General features: G+C 45.5%; 13 protein-coding genes and 1 tRNA gene. 7 read left to right on the plus strand and 7 right to left on the minus strand.

The features are described from left to right. The first annotated feature begins 70 nt into the window (after positions 1-70). Entirely contained in the window at positions 71-1,459 is a 1,389-nt protein-coding gene (locus tag KE626_RS15730) for a S41 family peptidase (RefSeq protein ID WP_211973860.1), read from the plus strand. Between the two features lie 150 nt (positions 1,460-1,609). Here the strand turns inward: KE626_RS15730 and KE626_RS15735 are convergent, their stop codons facing one another. After that, positions 1,610-2,032, minus strand: a complete 423-nt coding sequence (locus tag KE626_RS15735) for a response regulator (RefSeq protein ID WP_211973861.1) — start codon at positions 2,030-2,032, stop codon at positions 1,610-1,612. Positions 2,033-2,166: 134 nt separating this feature from the next. Between KE626_RS15735 and KE626_RS15740 the strand changes: the two genes are divergently transcribed. The 5 genes from KE626_RS15740 to KE626_RS15760 all read left to right on the plus strand — a co-directional run bounded on the left by KE626_RS15740 (position 2,167) and on the right by KE626_RS15760 (position 9,309). Further along, a complete protein-coding gene (locus tag KE626_RS15740) occupies positions 2,167-6,180 on the plus strand; it encodes a response regulator (RefSeq protein ID WP_211973862.1) in 4,014 nt (1,337 codons plus the stop codon). A 3-nt stretch (positions 6,181-6,183) separates the two neighbouring features. Continuing rightward, positions 6,184-6,558, plus strand: a complete 375-nt coding sequence (locus KE626_RS15745) for a response regulator (protein ID WP_211973863.1) — start codon at positions 6,184-6,186, stop codon at positions 6,556-6,558. 2 nt (positions 6,559-6,560) lie between these two features. Then, positions 6,561-7,388, plus strand: coding sequence for a CheR family methyltransferase (locus tag KE626_RS15750; RefSeq protein WP_346344422.1), 828 nt, complete (start codon positions 6,561-6,563; stop codon positions 7,386-7,388). 16 nt (positions 7,389-7,404) lie between these two features. Then, on the plus strand, positions 7,405-7,977 hold the full coding sequence (locus KE626_RS15755) for a chemotaxis protein CheB (protein ID WP_211973864.1): 573 nt from the start codon (positions 7,405-7,407) through the stop codon (positions 7,975-7,977). Between the two features lie 75 nt (positions 7,978-8,052). Further along, positions 8,053-9,309, plus strand: a complete 1,257-nt coding sequence (locus KE626_RS15760) for a hybrid sensor histidine kinase/response regulator (protein WP_211973865.1) — start codon at positions 8,053-8,055, stop codon at positions 9,307-9,309. Between the two features lie 47 nt (positions 9,310-9,356). Here the strand turns inward: KE626_RS15760 and KE626_RS15765 are convergent. The 6 genes from KE626_RS15765 to KE626_RS15790 all read right to left on the minus strand — a co-directional run bounded on the left by KE626_RS15765 (position 9,357) and on the right by KE626_RS15790 (position 15,072). Continuing rightward, positions 9,357-9,429: transfer RNA gene (locus KE626_RS15765), tRNA-Ala, on the minus strand. Positions 9,430-9,494: 65 nt separating this feature from the next. Next, positions 9,495-9,914 carry a response regulator gene (locus KE626_RS15770; RefSeq protein ID WP_211973866.1) on the minus strand — a complete coding sequence of 140 codons (420 nt, stop codon included), beginning with the start codon at positions 9,912-9,914 and terminating at the stop codon, positions 9,495-9,497. Then, positions 9,898-10,995, minus strand: coding sequence for a hybrid sensor histidine kinase/response regulator (locus KE626_RS15775; RefSeq protein ID WP_211973867.1), 1,098 nt, complete (start codon positions 10,993-10,995; stop codon positions 9,898-9,900). Before KE626_RS15775 ends, KE626_RS15770 begins: the two co-directional genes overlap by 17 nt. Positions 10,996-11,015: 20 nt before the next feature. After that, a complete protein-coding gene (locus tag KE626_RS34875) occupies positions 11,016-13,145 on the minus strand; it encodes a sensor histidine kinase (protein WP_211973868.1) in 2,130 nt (709 codons plus the stop codon). Between the two features lie 92 nt (positions 13,146-13,237). Further along, entirely contained in the window at positions 13,238-13,888 is a 651-nt protein-coding gene (locus tag KE626_RS15785) for a hypothetical protein (protein WP_249207487.1), read from the minus strand. 86 nt (positions 13,889-13,974) lie between these two features. After that, positions 13,975-15,072 (minus strand): ThiF family adenylyltransferase, encoded by a 1,098-nt coding sequence (locus KE626_RS15790; RefSeq protein ID WP_211973870.1) that lies wholly within the window; start codon positions 15,070-15,072, stop codon positions 13,975-13,977. A gap of 456 nt (positions 15,073-15,528) precedes the next feature. Between KE626_RS15790 and KE626_RS15795 the strand changes: the two genes are divergently transcribed. After that, positions 15,529-16,260, plus strand: coding sequence for a superoxide dismutase (locus tag KE626_RS15795; protein ID WP_211973871.1), 732 nt, complete (start codon positions 15,529-15,531; stop codon positions 16,258-16,260). Positions 16,261-16,277: the final 17 nt, after the last annotated feature.

The following is a 16,277-nucleotide window of genomic DNA, read 5'->3' on the forward strand; positions in this document are numbered from 1 at the left end:
GAATAGTCCGTGGTAAGATATATATTTAAAGACCATTTATTATCAGCCAGAAACACTCAAATCCTTTGCCATGAAAGCAATAACAGTATTGTTATTACTCCTGTGTAATACGGTTTTATATGCACAGGAGTGTGATTGCAAAAAGAAATTTGACAGCGTACAGGTCTATCTGAGAAAAAACTATGTAGGATTTATTGACAAGGTAACGCCGGTTACCCTGCAGGCTTATACCGCTATGGTTGCAAAGCAGCAGCTGCAGGCCGCTACGATCAGGAGCGCTACCCATTGCCTGTTACTGATTAACCGGTACCTGCGCTTCTTCAAAGATCAGCATCTCACGCTGAAACCGGGTTATACGCCGGTTACTGAAAAAATTGCCCTCACCCCGGTACAACTGGAGCAGCTGGACAAACAGCCACCCGCATCCATTGCGGGGATTTACCAGGCCGACAGTATGTACAAAGTAGCCCTGATCCGGCATCCGCGGGGGCTGCGTACTTACGCCGCCGTAGTGCTTGAGTCGGCCATACCGGAGTGGAAGCCCGGGGATGTGATCTTCGAGCTGGCCGCCAGCGGTACCGACAAATTCGATTTGATCAGTTATCAGCATCACCGCGTGGCATTTGATACGGTAACGATTGGCAGGCAGCGTGATGGGCTGTCGGCACTCGGTTGGCAAAAGCCGGGCGCACTCCGTACTCCTGCCTCCCGTGAAACACCCGCCTTTGGAGATATGCCCGCCGCCGGCTTCTTTTTTAGGGAGATAGACGACAGTACGGGCTATCTGCGCATCAGTAGTTTCGACGCGGCCGACTATTACCTGGCCGATTCGGTACTCAATGCCAATGATGAATATCTCCGCAAAAATACCCGTCTGCTGATCGATATACGTGACAACGGAGCCGGCGTTGACAAGCTCACTGAGCGCCTGCGCCCCGTATTGTATACACAGCCTGTGAGGATCATTGGCGTGGATTTTTACGCCACACCCGATAACATTAAGGCCTGGAGCCGGTTACTGGATGAACAGGCCGGAAAACTGCCCGAAGAATACGTAGAGCAGCTCCGGAATGTAATGCACCAGGGCGACGGATTACAGGGAAGGCTGGTGAGCATGGGGCCGGATGAAAACATGATTCTGCCTTCGCCGCTCGCTACGCCGGCTAAAATTGGGCTCATTATTAATGGGAAGTGCAGTAATACCGCAGAGCAATTTTTACTCGAAGCCGCACAGAGCAAAAAGGTGAAGATTTTCGGTGCCCCTTCGGCGGGCGCCCTCGATTATGCGCATGTTAATATGGTGAAATTTTTGGCGCCGGAATTTTCAATTGATTACCCGGTAACCCGCTCCCGCAGGGTGGCGGCAGGGCAAGGGATCGACAATAAAGGCGTACAACCGGAAGTGAAAATAAACTTTCACACAGCCGGATGGCTGGAAGAGATAGTGAAACAATTATAATGCTGTTGTTATTAAGAACCGGTTAACACTTGGAAATACAGAATTAACCATCTTTACCTCAACAAAGCATATGCGCGAGCATATATGAGGGTTTAAAAATAGTAACAATGGTAGAAAAGCTGCCTCACAATTCCTTGTGAGGCTTTTCTTTTAAAACAGTTTCTGCTGCAGTATATCTGTCAGTATATGTGTTAACTCATGTAAACTATTGGGCTTGGTAAGAAAATAAACGGCCCCCAGTTCCCTGGTCTCCTTTTTATCTGACTCATGTGAAGAGGTGGAATAGATGATCACGGGTATGTGCTTCAAATGGCTGATCCGCTGTATTTCAGCTAGAAACTGCTTTCCGTCTACTCTTGGCATATTCAGGTCCAGGAATATAAGATCAGGGATAAGGTCATTGTCCAGCTTTATTAAAGCATCTTCTCCATTTATAGCTTCATGGTATATGATATCGGGTGCCAATTCTTTTAATACTTCACCAAATATCATCCTGTCATCTATATCATCATCAATTAAAAGTACAGAGGTATATTTACAACTATCAGGCATATCATTTTTGAATAGGGACAAATTTATGATTTTGTTGTTATTTTATTATCATTATAATTCAATTTAGCTGACCGTTTGGAATGAAATGTGTGGAAGCGGGCAGGAATACTGTTCAGGAGATATGACACCCTTTACAATTAAACAAGCTCAGGCAAATGAAGAAATTTTTTATGCAGCTGCCCATGCCCCGAAAGCTGATGTTAATAACGGTAATACCATTAATTTGTCTTATCTATTTTGGGGTTGAAGTATTCAATAAACAAAGTGCTGATATTGACACCATCGATAACCTCGTACAAAAAGTAACCACTGCCACCACCATCATGAAGGTGGCGGATGAAATACATATGGAGCGCAGAAGCAGTGTTAACTATGTATTGCAAACCGGCAATCTTAATGAGCTGCTTACCCAGCGGGCAAAAACGGACCTCGCCATTGATGCGGTGAAAAGCCGGCTGCTGGCCAACGATAGCCGTTTTTTCCAGTATTCGTTACTGAATACGCTTCCCAAAAAACGGAAAGACATCGATAATAAAAGCATGCCTCAGCGGGAAGTACTCGACTATTACTCCAATCTCATTTTCCGGCTTAACGACCTGGCCAATACCAACACTCCGGATATACCTGTACTCAAAGGGGTACAACAGGATATGAATGCACAATACCTGCTGGCGCAAATGTCGGCCTACCAGGGAATGATCCGCATGGATATTTATTACTTCATGTTGAAAAAGGAAGTGTGGCCCGAAGATTTTGCCCGTATCGAAAACAACGCAGATATGTATAATTCTCTGCGGGCTGAACTGGTAGACAAAGCCTCACCTGTCATTGTGAAGGATTTTCAGAAAATGGAAACCACGCCTGAATATACGATCACCACAGATTTTATCAACAGCACTATTACTGCACGAAAAATTGACACCTTGTTTAATGCTGATTCCTGGTGGGATAATTCATCTCAGGCAGTAGACCAGCTCAAACAGTTGCAGCGGGCCACCGTTGATAAAGCAGGCAGGGACGCCAGGGCCATCTCCAAAAAGGAAAATGATGTTAAAACCCGTTTTCTTATAGCGCTGGTACTTATTGTGGTGCTCGTGATTACGTTTGTTAGCATCACCATTAAGGGGATTACAGACAGCCTGGAATTACTCCGCGCCGCCGCAGTAAACATCGCGAAGGGAGTGCCCGGATCTGCTCCGGAAATACATACAAAAGATGCGGTTGGAAGCCTGGCCCGGTCGTTTGTAGCCATCGATCAAACCAGCCAGGAACTTACAGAAGCGGCAGACAGTATCGGGAAGGGCAACTTTAACATAGATGTGAAACCGCGTAGCAGCAGCGATCTGCTGGGACATGCTATTGTACAGATGGCTGCCGATCTGAAAACACTCCGCTATCAGAACGATCAGAAAATATGGATACAATCCGGTCTTAACCGCATCAGCGAAATATTGCTGGGAGAAAAGGATATGTCCACTCTCAGTAACGATGCGCTTGCAGACGTTGTAGCATATACCGGCGCACAAACAGGTGTTATTTATATCAAATATGCGGGAGAGCTCCACTTGACCGCCGGACATGCACTGTCGCCCCAATATCCGGCTCCTGCTGTTATTGAAGTAGGAAAAACGTTACTCGGACAAAGCGTACAGCAGAAAGAACCTGTGTATCTGCGGGAAGTGCCTAACGATTTTCTGCATATCGCCGGCGCTGCCGCTGCCGGACAACCGGGCCATGTACTCATTATTCCCCTGATCCATGCCGGCATTACAGAAGGTGTTATCGAAATAGGATCGCTCTTTCCTTTTAAAGACAGCGTGCTCGATTTCGTGAAACAGGCTGCTGTAAATATTGCAGTGGCGCTGCAAAGTACGCGCAGCCGTACCAGGCTGCAGGAACTGCTGGAAGAAACCCAGGCGCAGGCAGAAGAACTCCAGACTCAACACAGCGAACTCGAAAGTCTTAACGTAGAACTGGAGGCACAAACACAGAAACTGCAGGTGTCGGAAGAAGAACTGAAAGTGCAACAGGAAGAACTGATGCAGTCCAATGCAGAGCTGGAAGAAAGGAGCCGCCTGCTGGAAGAAAAAAACCAGATCATCGTAGAACGTAACCTCGATATACACAAAAAAGCAGAGGAGCTGGCGCTCAGTACCAGGTACAAATCTGAGTTCCTGGCGAATATGTCGCATGAACTGCGTACACCGTTAAACTCTATCCTGTTATTGTCAAGACTACTCTCAGAAAATCATGATCATAACCTGAATGGAGACCAGGTAGAATATGCCCAGGTGATTAACAGCTCCGGTAAGGGATTGCTGACGCTGATAGATGAAATACTGGATCTGTCGAAGATAGAATCCGGTAAGATGGAACTGGAGTTTGGGAATGTGTCGGTATCAGATATCTGCTCCAATATGCAGGCATTATTTGAGCCGATTGCCAGGGAAAAGGGATTACAGCTAATACTGCATACAGCAGCCGGGGTACCCGGTACTATTGAAACAGACCAGGCAAGACTGGAGCAGGTACTCAAAAACCTGTTGTCCAATGCACTGAAATTTACCGCGCGCGGATCAGTGACACTGGAAGTGCAAATGGCCGACACACCACAAACGATCCGGTTTGTGGTAAAAGATACCGGAATCGGTATTCCGGAAGATAAACAACAGGTGATCTTCGAAGCTTTTCAGCAGGCCGATGGATCCACGCGAAGAAAATATGGCGGCACCGGGCTGGGATTATCTATCAGCCGTGAATTGGCCAAGCTGCTGGGCGGCCAACTGGGCGTAACCAGCAACAGCAATGAAGGCAGTGAGTTTTTTATAACCATCCGGGTACACCGCAAAATGATAACGCCGGTCAAAGATGCTTTCGTACTGCCGTCGCCGGTAGTAGAAGACGCAATGGGCGCCCCGGGTCAATCCCGTTTCCTGTCGCCCACCATTCCGGAAGGCATTTTTGATGACCGCGGCTTAATTGAAAAAGGCGATGCGGTGATACTCATTGTTGAAGATGATACCCATTTCGCAAAGGCATTACTCGACTTTACCCATGTAAGGGGATATAAGGGAATTGTTGCCGTACGCGGAGATGAAGCGGCGGAGCTGGCCCGCATCTATAAGCCGATCGGTATTTTACTGGATATTCAATTACCGATAAAAGACGGCTGGCAGGTAATGGAAGAACTGAAAAGTGATCCGCTGACAAGACCTATCCCGGTACATATCATGTCTTCTATGGAAGCCAAAAAGGAAAGCCTGCTGAAAGGAGCGGCTGACTTTATCAGCAAACCGGTAGACATGGAAAGCATGCAGCAGATTTTTGAAAAAATGGAATTTGTATTGCAACGCTCCAGTAAAAAAGTGTTGATACTGGAAGAAAATGCTAAACATGCCAAAGCACTGGCTTACTTCCTCAGCAATTACCAGGTAAGTTCTGAAATCAGCAATAGTGTTGCAGATGGTGTATCATTACTGCAACAGCACGACGTGGATTGCGTGATACTGGATATGGGTATTCCGGATGAAAAAGCATATGAAGCCCTGGAAATGGTAAAGGAAATAAAGGGCCTGGAAAACTTACCCATCATCATTTTCACGGGCAAAAGTTTGTCAAAAGCGGAAGAACAACGCATACGGCAATACGCAGATTCTATTGTGGTAAAAACGGCACACTCCTATCAGCGTATGCTGGATGAGGTATCGCTTTTCCTGCACCTGGTATCCGAAAATGCCCCGGCAGCAGCAGGGGGTAACGGCAAAATGGGCGTATTGAATGAAGTACTGAAAGATAAAACAGTATTGATCGCAGATGATGATGTACGCAACATTTTCTCTTTAACCAAAGCGCTGGAAAAACACCAGATGAAGGTATTGTCGGCCATAGATGGAAAAGAAGCACTGCAGCAGCTGAAAGAACATACAGCAGATGTGGTGCTGATGGATATGATGATGCCGGAAATGGATGGTTATGATGCCATTGCGGCGATCAGAAAACAGCCGGAAATGAGAAACCTGCCTATTATTGCCGTTACGGCTAAAGCGATGATGGGCGACCGGGAGAAGTGTTTGCAGGCAGGAGCATCGGACTATATTTCTAAACCGGTGGATGTAGACCAGTTATTGTCTCTCTTACGGGTATGGTTATACGATAAAGCGATGAAATAGCGTATGGAACAAAAGCAGGTATTAATAATAGATGATGATCAGCGCAATATTTTTGCGCTGAAAGCGGTATTAAGATCCAGATCCATTGCCTGTTTATCTGCCGGTACCGGTGCAGAAGCGCTGCAGTTATTGTCTGCCGGCCATCGCGTGGGCGTGGTGCTGATGGATATAATGATGCCGGATATGGATGGCTACGAAACCATTTCGGCATTGAGGGCAATGCCCTGGAACAGCCGGTTACCCGTTATTGCCGTTACAGCCAAGGCCATGGTTGGCGACCGGGAAAAGTGCCTGGAAGCGGGTGCTGATAACTATATTTCAAAACCTATTGATGTAGATGAATTACTGGTACAGCTACAACAATATTTATCCGTGTAAAAGTGAGCAGGAATCTGATAAGTGAGCAGGAAGTAAGCTTGTTGCTAAATGATGTGCTGGAAAGATATGGGTATGATTTTACGGAATATGCCCCGGCGTCAATTAACCGCCGGGTTAATCACCTGTTCCAGGTTGACAGGTTTCCCAGTTTTGCGGAATACCGTTATCGTATCATTTCTGACCCGGCATATGCGCTGCGCTTTGTAGAGGAAATAACGGTCAACGTAACAGAGATGTTTCGCGATCCTTCTTTCTACCAGGCTTTGCGTACCCACGTATTGCCGGTACTGGCAACTTATCCGTTTATCCGGATATGGCATGCCGGCTGCGCTACAGGAGAGGAAGTATATTCCTTTGCTATTTTATTGAAAGAAGCCAAACTGCTGCACAAAGCCGTGATCTACGCTACTGATATCAATGCCAGTGTATTGGAGAAGGGAAGAAAAGGTATATTCCGGCTTTCACAGATGCAGCAGTATTCCCGCAATTATATGGAGTCAGGAGGGAGAGAGGACTTTTCATCTTATTATACGGCTAACTACGAGTACGCCAAGTTCCGGGAAGACCTGGGGGAGAAAATCATTTTTTCGCCGCATAACCTGGTAACGGATGGTTCTTTCAACGAATTCCAGCTGATCATTTGCCGGAATGTGCTGATCTACTTTAATAAAAAATTACAGGACAGGGTGCTGAATTTATTCAGTGACAGCCTGGAACAGCTGGGGTTCCTGGCCCTCGGAAGCAAGGAAACGCTTAACTTTACCAGTGTGACCCGGAAGTTCAAACAACTGGAAAACAGAGAGAAAATCTGGAGAAAGGTGCAACTGTAAAAAGAAACAAGCCCTTATGATCACAGCACCGTATTTAGTTGTAATAGGAGGTTCTGCCGGAGGGTTGCAACCCATTTTAACCCTGTTACCCGGCCTGGCTGCTTCGCTCAATGCAGCCATTATCATTGTTTTGCACCGGCAGAGTCATTATGAATCTGTGTTAACCGAATTGCTGTCTGCCAAATCATCGTTGCCCGTGAGGGAAGCTGCCGAAAAAGAGCCGCTGGAGCGTGGCGTGATCTATATTGCGCCGGCTGATTATCACCTGCTGATTGAATCAGATCATACCTTATCGCTCGACTATTCAGAGAAAGTGAATTTCAGCCGTCCGAGTATAGACGTTACCTTTACTTCGGCTGCAATAGCTTACGGCAATAAACTGACAGCCCTGCTGCTTTCGGGCGCCAATACTGATGGTACGGAAGGACTCATAGATGTGCATGAGACGGGAGGTACCACCGCAGTGCAGGACCCGGCTACGGCAGATGTGGACTACATGCCGCGTCAGGCTATTCAGCTGGCTCCCGTAGATATTATCCTGCAACCCCAGGAAATGGCTACATTCATTAACAAAATGGCCGGGGTATGATTCTTGTGCCAACTTTTTTTAAGCAACAAAGGCAGCATTTTTCCCTGTACCCGCCGCCACAAACAAGCTTGACGTATGATTTTAATTGTAGATGATAAACCGGAGAACATACTGTCTATCAGGAAGACGCTGGAACTGTATCAGTTTGAAGTGGATGCTGCCCTGTCCGGAGAAGAAGCGCTCAGGAAAATTCTGAAACATAATTATACACTCATCATCCTGGATGTGCAAATGCCCAGTATGGATGGCTTTGAGGTGGCAGAAGCCCTGTCGGGCCACAGTAAAGCAAAAGATATACCTATCATCTTCTTGTCGGCTGTTAATAAAGACAAAAGATTTATCGTTAAGGGATATGACTCCGGTGGTATCGATTATATCACCAAGCCGGTAGATCCGGATATCCTGCTGATGAAGGTTAAAACTTTTTCCCGGCTTTACCAGCAGTCGCAGGAACTGAAACAGATGCACCAGTCGCTTAAAGAGGAGGTAGAGGTGCGGAAACTGGCACAGGAAGCGCTCATTGCGCATCAGCAACAGGTGAATGAAATGCTGGAGCAAAAGGTACGGGAAAGAACTGAAGAGCTGAGGGAGATCAATAAGTCGCTGGAAGCCAGTAATCACGACCTGCAGCAATTTGCTTCGGTCGCTTCACATGACCTGAAGGAACCTTTGCGGAAAATACAGCTGTTTGGGGCCATGCTCAGAGATAAGTTCCTGCATGCCGACCCTAACGCCCTGTCGTACATGGAGCGCATTGTAGGGTCGTCAGAACGCATGGCAAAGCTGATTAACGACCTGCTGAACTATTCCCGTTTGTCGGTGGCAAGCATATACGAAATCACCGATTTTAACCAGGTGGTAAAGGAGATCCTGAGCGACCTCGAATTGATGATCACCGAACGGGATGCGTTGATTGCCGTAGAAAAAATGCCTCATATTGAAGCCGTTCCCGGGCAGATCAGGCAGGTGTTTCAGAATATTATCAGCAATGCGTTGAAATTTTCGCGGAAGGAGAATGCACCTGAAATCAATATCACAGCCGAGCTGGTAACGGATTTGAACCCCGACAGTGCTGCATTTGCCGGCGGCCGGTACTGTCGTATTGTAATCCGTGACAACGGAATAGGATTTAACGAAAAATATCTCTCGAAAATATTTACCATTTTCCAGCGCCTGCATACTTCCGACCTCTATGAAGGAACGGGGATAGGACTGGCCATTGCCAAAAAGGTAATTGATAAACATAGCGGCATTATTACCGCCAGGAGTAAGGAAGGGGAGGGGGCTGCCTTTATTATTGTGCTACCGCTCCGGCAGGGAAAAAGCAACTAAAAACAAAAAAACCTGTAAATCGTACGATTTACAGGCTTTTTTTCCAGTGGAGGATATCGGACTCGAACCGATCACCTCAAACATGCCATGCTTGCGCTCTACCAGATGAGCTAATCCCCCGTCTTATTTCAAACTTCCCCTTTCGGGAGTGCAAAAATATATTTTTTCCTGTAAACACCAACATTTTATAGAAAATCTTTGAAAATTCCTTCCACTGTTTCTTTTAAATCCTTTAGCAGTAAGGGTTTTCGAAGTAATTTAATTACCATAGGATTGGCGTTGGTGCGGGTAATATCGCCATAATCAAGAGAGGAAGACACCATTACGATATGGCATTGTGACTTGATTTTATGCGGATATGCATCAAAGGCCTGCAGGAATTCAAATCCATCCATCTCCGGCATTTGTATATCCAACAAAATAACAGTAGGCGGTATTTTGGGTAAGGCAATATTGGAAGATAAGAATTCCAGTGCCTTGTTGGCATTTACAAAAGAAAGTACCGTTCTGCTGATTTGTTGAAACCCAATCAACTTTTCATGCAGTAATAAATCAATCTCATTGTCATCTATCAATATGACGCGCAGGTCAGGTATCGAATTCATTTCTGTTTGGGATGGTAATTTCAAATTGGGTGCCTTCACCATATTTAGACTCTACATTAATTGTTCCGCCTATTTTGCTGAGTGCTTCTTTCACAATATATAACCCGATTCCGCTGCCTGGTTTATTATTGTTTTTGGAGCGGAAAAACATCTTGAAAATATTGTTCAGGTGCTCACTCAAAATACCGATGCCATTGTCGCGGATATTAATTGTGGCTTTATGTGGCTCTACTTTAACGGACAGATTTACCATCGGGTCCGTTTCTTCTGGTTTTTGGTACTTAACAGCATTGGAGATCAGATTGTTCAAAATGACGCTGATCCTGAAAGTATCTCCGCGGAAGTCGACTGCCTGATCTACCTGGGTTTCAAAACGAATGTCAGTGTTCTGCGGTTTAAAGGCCGTAATACAATCATTCAGCAGGTTGCGGAAATCAATTTTTTCATATTCCACTTCCAGGCGGGAATTGCGGTAGTACTCTATGATCTTTTGTATAAAGTCGTCGAGTTTCAGCACGCAGGTTTCCACCATATTAATGTAGCCATTGGGATCTACCACGGAGTTGTCGAGCCTCGACAGGTTAATAATCCCCAATACCGACATCAGCGGCGAGCGCAGATCATGAGAAGTGGAATAGATAAAGCGGTTCAACTCATCATTGGTTTTCTCCAGCTCTTCTATCTTTTCCCGCAGTTGTTTACGCGTGCGGTATATCTCATAGGCATTGTTGATGGTTTTGTGCAGCTCATGTTCATCCCATGGCTTTTTGATGTAGGAGTATATATGCCCTTTGTTGATGGCATCGATGATATCTTCTACATCAGTATAACCCGTCAGCAAAATACGTATCGGGTCGGGCAGGGTGTCTTTTATTTCATTGAAGAATTCTACGCCTGTAGATACTGGCATTTTCTGATCGGCGATAATGATGTGCACCATGATCTCTTTCAGCAATGTTTTCCCTTCCTGCGCTGAGGTAGCAGTGTAAATTTCATAACTTCTGCGGAAACTCGCCTTGAATGCGTTCAGGTTATGAATTTCATCATCTATGTATAAGATTCTTATGCGGTTTTCTTTCATTAAAAAGACCTTACGGTTAATTACGATAAATGATTTGCTATATCAAGAGGTAAATATATAATAAATTCTGCTCCTTCTCCGGGGGCGGAATTGACGATAATTTTACCCTTGTGCTTTTCTATAATACTGAATACGATAGATAGCCCAAGTCCTGTACCTTCACCCACATCCTTTGTAGTAAAGAAGGGGTCAAAGATCTTTTCCTTTACGTTTTCGGACATACCAATACCCGTATCTTTAATGGTAATAACAATAAATGAACCTTCCTGTTGAGTTTTTATGGAGATAAATTCATGATGATGTTCTTTTTTGGTTTTAATGGCGTTGAGGGCATTTGACAAAATATTCATAAACACCTGGTTTACTTTCCCGGCGTAGCACTCTATTTTCGGCAAATCGCCGTATTCTTTTATGATGTTAACATACTGGGGGATACTGTTGCGAAGTAGTACCAGCGTGGAATCCAGCCCTTCATGGATATCGATGGACTTGACATCGCTTTCATCCAGGCGGCTAAAGGTCCGCAGTCCCTTTACAATTTCCGCTGTGCGGGCGGCGCCGTCTTCAATTCCTTTGATGAGGGAGGAAATTTCTTCGTGTATATAATCGATATCGATTTCTTTCTTGAAAAGGGCAATATCAGCGAGCGTTTCAGGCACGTTAGCGCTGTTGGGAAGCTCGTCATAACGGTTCAACAGCTCCTTCAGGTCGGCGATATCAAGTTTTAACGGTTTAATATTAGAGGTGACAAAGTTGATCGGGTTATTGATTTCATGCGCTATTCCCGCTGTCAGCTGACCGAGGGATGCCATTTTCTCTTTTTCTACCAGCTGGGTCTGCGCTTCTTTCAGGTTCGTCAGCGCATTGTTCAGCTCCAGGTTGGTTGCCTGCAGGTCTTCCGTCCTGTCTTTTACTTTGGTTTCCAGTATGATATTCTGTTCCCTTACCAGCCTTTCATTTTCCTGGGAAATAGCCAGGGCCATTTGCTGAGAGGCTTCTTTTTCCGCTTTGAACACGTTGATCTTATGCGCCAGTGCAAACGACAGCAGCAGTACTTCCAGTCCTGAACCTATCTGCAAGGCATAGTAGGTAAAGTTATTATAAGGCAGCACATTGAAGTTTCGCAGCACAAACACAAAAATACTGATCAGGAATATAGACCAGGCCAGCAGGAAGAAACGTGCGGCATTTACCCCTTTCCTGCTGATCCGGTAAGCGACCACAAAGGCCATTACGGCAGCCAGAAATGCGTCGAGTTGTACCAGGATCTGCGCATAGGTGTACATATCCAGGAAAGTAGGAATAAAGCAAAGCACATACAGTCCCATTACGATGTTCAGCAGTTTATGCCCCAGCCGGTAATTGGTATGTGTCGATAAAAACTTCTGGATAAACGCCACAGCGGTAAGTCCGTTGAAGACCGGGACCAGTACGGTGGCATGCATGGCCAGCCAGGGACTGTTGGGATACAGGAAACGGAAAGAATACCCCTGCAGGGTTGCCTGCGTCATTCCTACGCAAACGATATAGCTTACGTAAATCAAGTAACTATTGTCCCGGGTGGATATGTAAATGAAAAGATTATAAAATCCCATTGCCAGGATAACGCCAACGTATATACCGAAAATCAGCTCCCGTTTGTTATTCTTATCGTATACCGTTTCAGCGGTACCAAGATAAACGGGTAGTTGCAGCTGTTCGCCCGCCTTTACCTTCAGGTAATATTGCCTGGTTTCGCCGGTAGGAATTTCGAGGGGAAACTGGTAGTTCTGATGGTCATACCCCCTGTTTTTGTACGCCGTGAATTCCCCCAGCCTGGTACTTTTAACCGTACCGTTGGACAACACCTCATAGAGCGTTATATCATCAATGATGGGGTATTCTACTTCGAGTAAAAGGTGATGTGAATTCGATTCATTAATGATGGAGACCTTCGCCCATTGCGTATATGGGGTGATCTGAAGATTAGGTACTTCCTGTGCGGATGGTTTGAAATCCATCTGCTTTACGTCGTCGATCGTAAGCCTGTTATCTTTATCGGTATACAGTTCAAGATGGCCACCTATCTGTAACAGGGATTTACTGTTTTTGTATACAACAGATTGCGCTGTTGTATTCAACAGAAATGACAAGGTAAAGATTGACCACAAAACAACAATCTTAGACAACATCACTTAATGAGATTAGTTATGAGGCTTGAATTTATATTTATTTTTTATAATTACCAGCCCTTATTACCTGATCATGTGGTAGAATGAGCATGTGTAGGGATCTTAAGGCTGTAGTTTACCTCATAGGAGCCTTTAGGGCCCACTTCTATCTTCGACTGAATCGGGTTTTCACGCAGATCGGCGATCAGCAGCTTTTCCTTCGGATCTGCATAGGGCAATGCATAGGGATCATTGATGACCATCGCGGTGGCGAGGAAGTCATCTTTCGGATAAAAGAATGTACCATTGTTGCCCAGCGATTCATCAATCACAAAGCCCACACGCTTTCCAACCCTCGTGGTAATAGGTGCGCACAGTACATGATAGGTGTCGATCGGTAACTGGGCGCCGAGTACTACGCCCACCCTGGCCAGTACCTGGCTGCCGATTCCCATTCCTGCTACTTCTTTCGAGTTCCACATACCACATATCTCTGCACTGCCTTTTTTTACATATGAGTATATCTTTTCGTCGTATTTACCTATTGCTGTTTCAATGGGCAGGGGCAATATGCCGTCTGCAATCTGAACACGCGCTCCCCCGTATGTTTTGGTACGAGTATCGTCCTCAACAATAATAACTATTGTGTTTTCGTGTTGCATCCAATCAGCGCTCCCTGATGTTACCTGAGCTATGCCAAAATAAATTTCCAGCAACTTGAGGTGACCGGTGTAAAATCTCATACACGCCTCAGGATCATCCGGAGCCCTAAATACCCTTACATTAATCATGACATTGCGGAATAGCGCTTATACAAGGCATAAGTACGTTAAACAATCAACTGCTCAAAATCTATATAATACCTGCCTGAACTTTTTAGCTGATCCAGGATGATACGCCGGCATGTATCTGCCACCAGCGCGCCTCCCAATACCACAGAAGATGCAAGCTGGGGCCAGGTGGTGATGGTTTTCCCAATTTCTCCCAGGGAAAACTTCATTTTTGCCGACGCATTTTCAAGGGCTAGCATAGGACTGAAAATAGGGAGCTTTTCCGCATCTGTCAAGCCTTTCAGTGTTGCAATGTCCACTTCTGGGATCAGCCCGTGCATCAGGGGTCTCTCTGGCTCCAGGTCAAACCGCTCAATATCGATCATGCCCCGGTCGTTCATTTCCATTACAACCGGGATTTTTAATTCTTTTGCCTTAATCCGGCTTAATATTTTAATATCCACACCATCACATTCCTCCACAAAAACATCCAATACGCCGTCTGCCGTGAAAAATTCGTCCATATTGGCTTCTGTCATCCCATCTTTAAAGATCTTTACTTTAATAAAAGGGTCCAGTTCCGCGATCTCACGCGCGGCAATCACCACTTTGGACGTTTGGATGTTATGAACCCCGCAGCGGATCCGGTTCATATTTGTTAATTCAAGGTTGTCGAAATCCGCCAACCGCAACTCTCCGCAAATCCGTTCCATCACCAGCGTTAGCGCGATCGATTGACCTACAGACAAGCCCACAATACCTATTTTCTTTTTTGACAACACGCTGATTTCAGCAGCGGTAATCTTATGCTGGTTCCGGCTGGTGCGCAGCTCAATAAAATCAGCCTCGTCCACCAGGTGCACCAAACGGTCTATCCAGGAATAATATACCCAAATGCCAAATTTTTCTATCGGAATATCGCCTAGATAGGACTGGATCTTTTCTTCGTATTCTTCTGCTGTCAGCCGCTTAGTAGGATTCCTGATTTTCATCAGCTCCCGTAACTGGGAGTATATATTATCGTTAATGCGGATATGAGGACGGGAGGTTAAAAGGGCTTCAAAAGCCTGAAGGTCTTGTGTTTGCTTCAAATCATAAAAAACAGGCTTATAGTCATTGCTTTCATCCTGTTGTCGCCTGAGGTACTGTTGTATCATGTTTCCTGCTTTATCGAGGTAGTGCTTCGTCGTGCCTGCACTGGATTACTTTGTCTTGTCCTTGTATACAGCAATTCCTTATTGCTCTAAAGTAGTTGCTTCTTATTAATTATGTATTATGTAGCCGGTAAATTAATGTTGGCGCATTGGCGGGTTAATGAACAGGTCTCTTTTCTACCTGCCAGGCCCGGGATAAATATGTCTGGCAATCATAAATTAATTACAATTCACCACTGTAATCATGATATGAATGTAAGGTAAAATAGTAATTTAATACGAAAACAACCTAAAAGTTTTCCTTTATTTTGATATTAAATCCCTCTTTTTATACTTTTAGCTTACTTTTAATATTACTTTTCATCTCTTCCCACCAGCGAGATTTGGTTTAATATTTGTGGCTTTTTGCGCCTGACTTCGATCTTTATGATACACTAATATATATTTAAAATAATAAATATGGATAAGAGAGAATTTCTCAAGCTTACCAGCCTCGCAGGCGCCGCCATTTTGAGCGGGCCGTTGAGCAGCCTGGCTACTTCTTCCGCTGCACCCGGCCAACCGGCCTTCACCGATCCTAAAGCGCCCTTTGTTCTTCCTGCATTACCCTATGGCTACGATGCGCTGGAACCCAACATTGACAAGCTTACCATGGAAATTCACCATGATAAGCACCATGCGGCTTATGTGAAAAACCTGAATGATGCCATCGCGGGAGGCACATTTGCCAGTCTTACGCTGGAACAGATACTCAACAAGGTTACCGATAAGGACAAGGCTGTCAGGAATAACGGTGGCGGACACTATAACCACTCCCTTTTCTGGACGCTGTTATCGCCCACCAGGCAAACTCCGTCCGACAAGATAAAGGCTGCGGTCACCAGTGCTTTCGGCAGCTGGGAAGCTTTCCAGACCAAGTTCAATGATGCGGCAAAAACCGTTTTCGGATCAGGCTGGGCCTGGGTGATCGTTACACCAGGTAAAAAGCTGGCGATCATCAATACCCCCAACCAGGACAATCCCTTAATGCATAATATCGTAAAGGACAAAGGTACGCCCATCCTGGCGCTGGATGTATGGGAGCATGCTTACTACCTGAAACATCAGAACAAACGTCCTGAATATATTGAGGCGTTCTGGAATGCCATCAATTGGGATGAAGTGGAAAAGCGCTATAACGCAGCAGTGTGACGGTGATTTTCTTGCCC

The sequence above is a fragment of the Chitinophaga hostae genome (assembly GCF_018224885.1).
GTDB classification, from domain to species: domain Bacteria; phylum Bacteroidota; class Bacteroidia; order Chitinophagales; family Chitinophagaceae; genus Chitinophaga; species Chitinophaga hostae.

Bases quoted from the DNA above. Each gene is read 5' to 3' on its own strand.
- KE626_RS15730 (WP_211973860.1), top strand. From the start codon at position 71: ATGAAAGCAATAACAGTATTGTTATTACTCCTGTGTAATACGGTTTTA.
- KE626_RS15740 (WP_211973862.1), top strand. From the start codon at position 2,167: ATGAAGAAATTTTTTATGCAGCTGCCCATGCCCCGAAAGCTGATGTTA.
- KE626_RS15745 (WP_211973863.1), top strand. From the start codon at position 6,184: ATGGAACAAAAGCAGGTATTAATAATAGATGATGATCAGCGCAATATT.
- KE626_RS15755 (WP_211973864.1), top strand. From the start codon at position 7,405: ATGATCACAGCACCGTATTTAGTTGTAATAGGAGGTTCTGCCGGAGGG.
- KE626_RS15760 (WP_211973865.1), top strand. From the start codon at position 8,053: ATGATTTTAATTGTAGATGATAAACCGGAGAACATACTGTCTATCAGG.
- KE626_RS15770 (WP_211973866.1), bottom strand. From the start codon at position 9,914: ATGAATTCGATACCTGACCTGCGCGTCATATTGATAGATGACAATGAG.
- KE626_RS15775 (WP_211973867.1), bottom strand. From the start codon at position 10,995: ATGAAAGAAAACCGCATAAGAATCTTATACATAGATGATGAAATTCAT.
- KE626_RS15785 (WP_249207487.1), bottom strand. From the start codon at position 13,888: ATGAGATTTTACACCGGTCACCTCAAGTTGCTGGAAATTTATTTTGGC.
- KE626_RS15790 (WP_211973870.1), bottom strand. From the start codon at position 15,072: ATGATACAACAGTACCTCAGGCGACAACAGGATGAAAGCAATGACTAT.
- KE626_RS15795 (WP_211973871.1), top strand. From the start codon at position 15,529: ATGGATAAGAGAGAATTTCTCAAGCTTACCAGCCTCGCAGGCGCCGCC.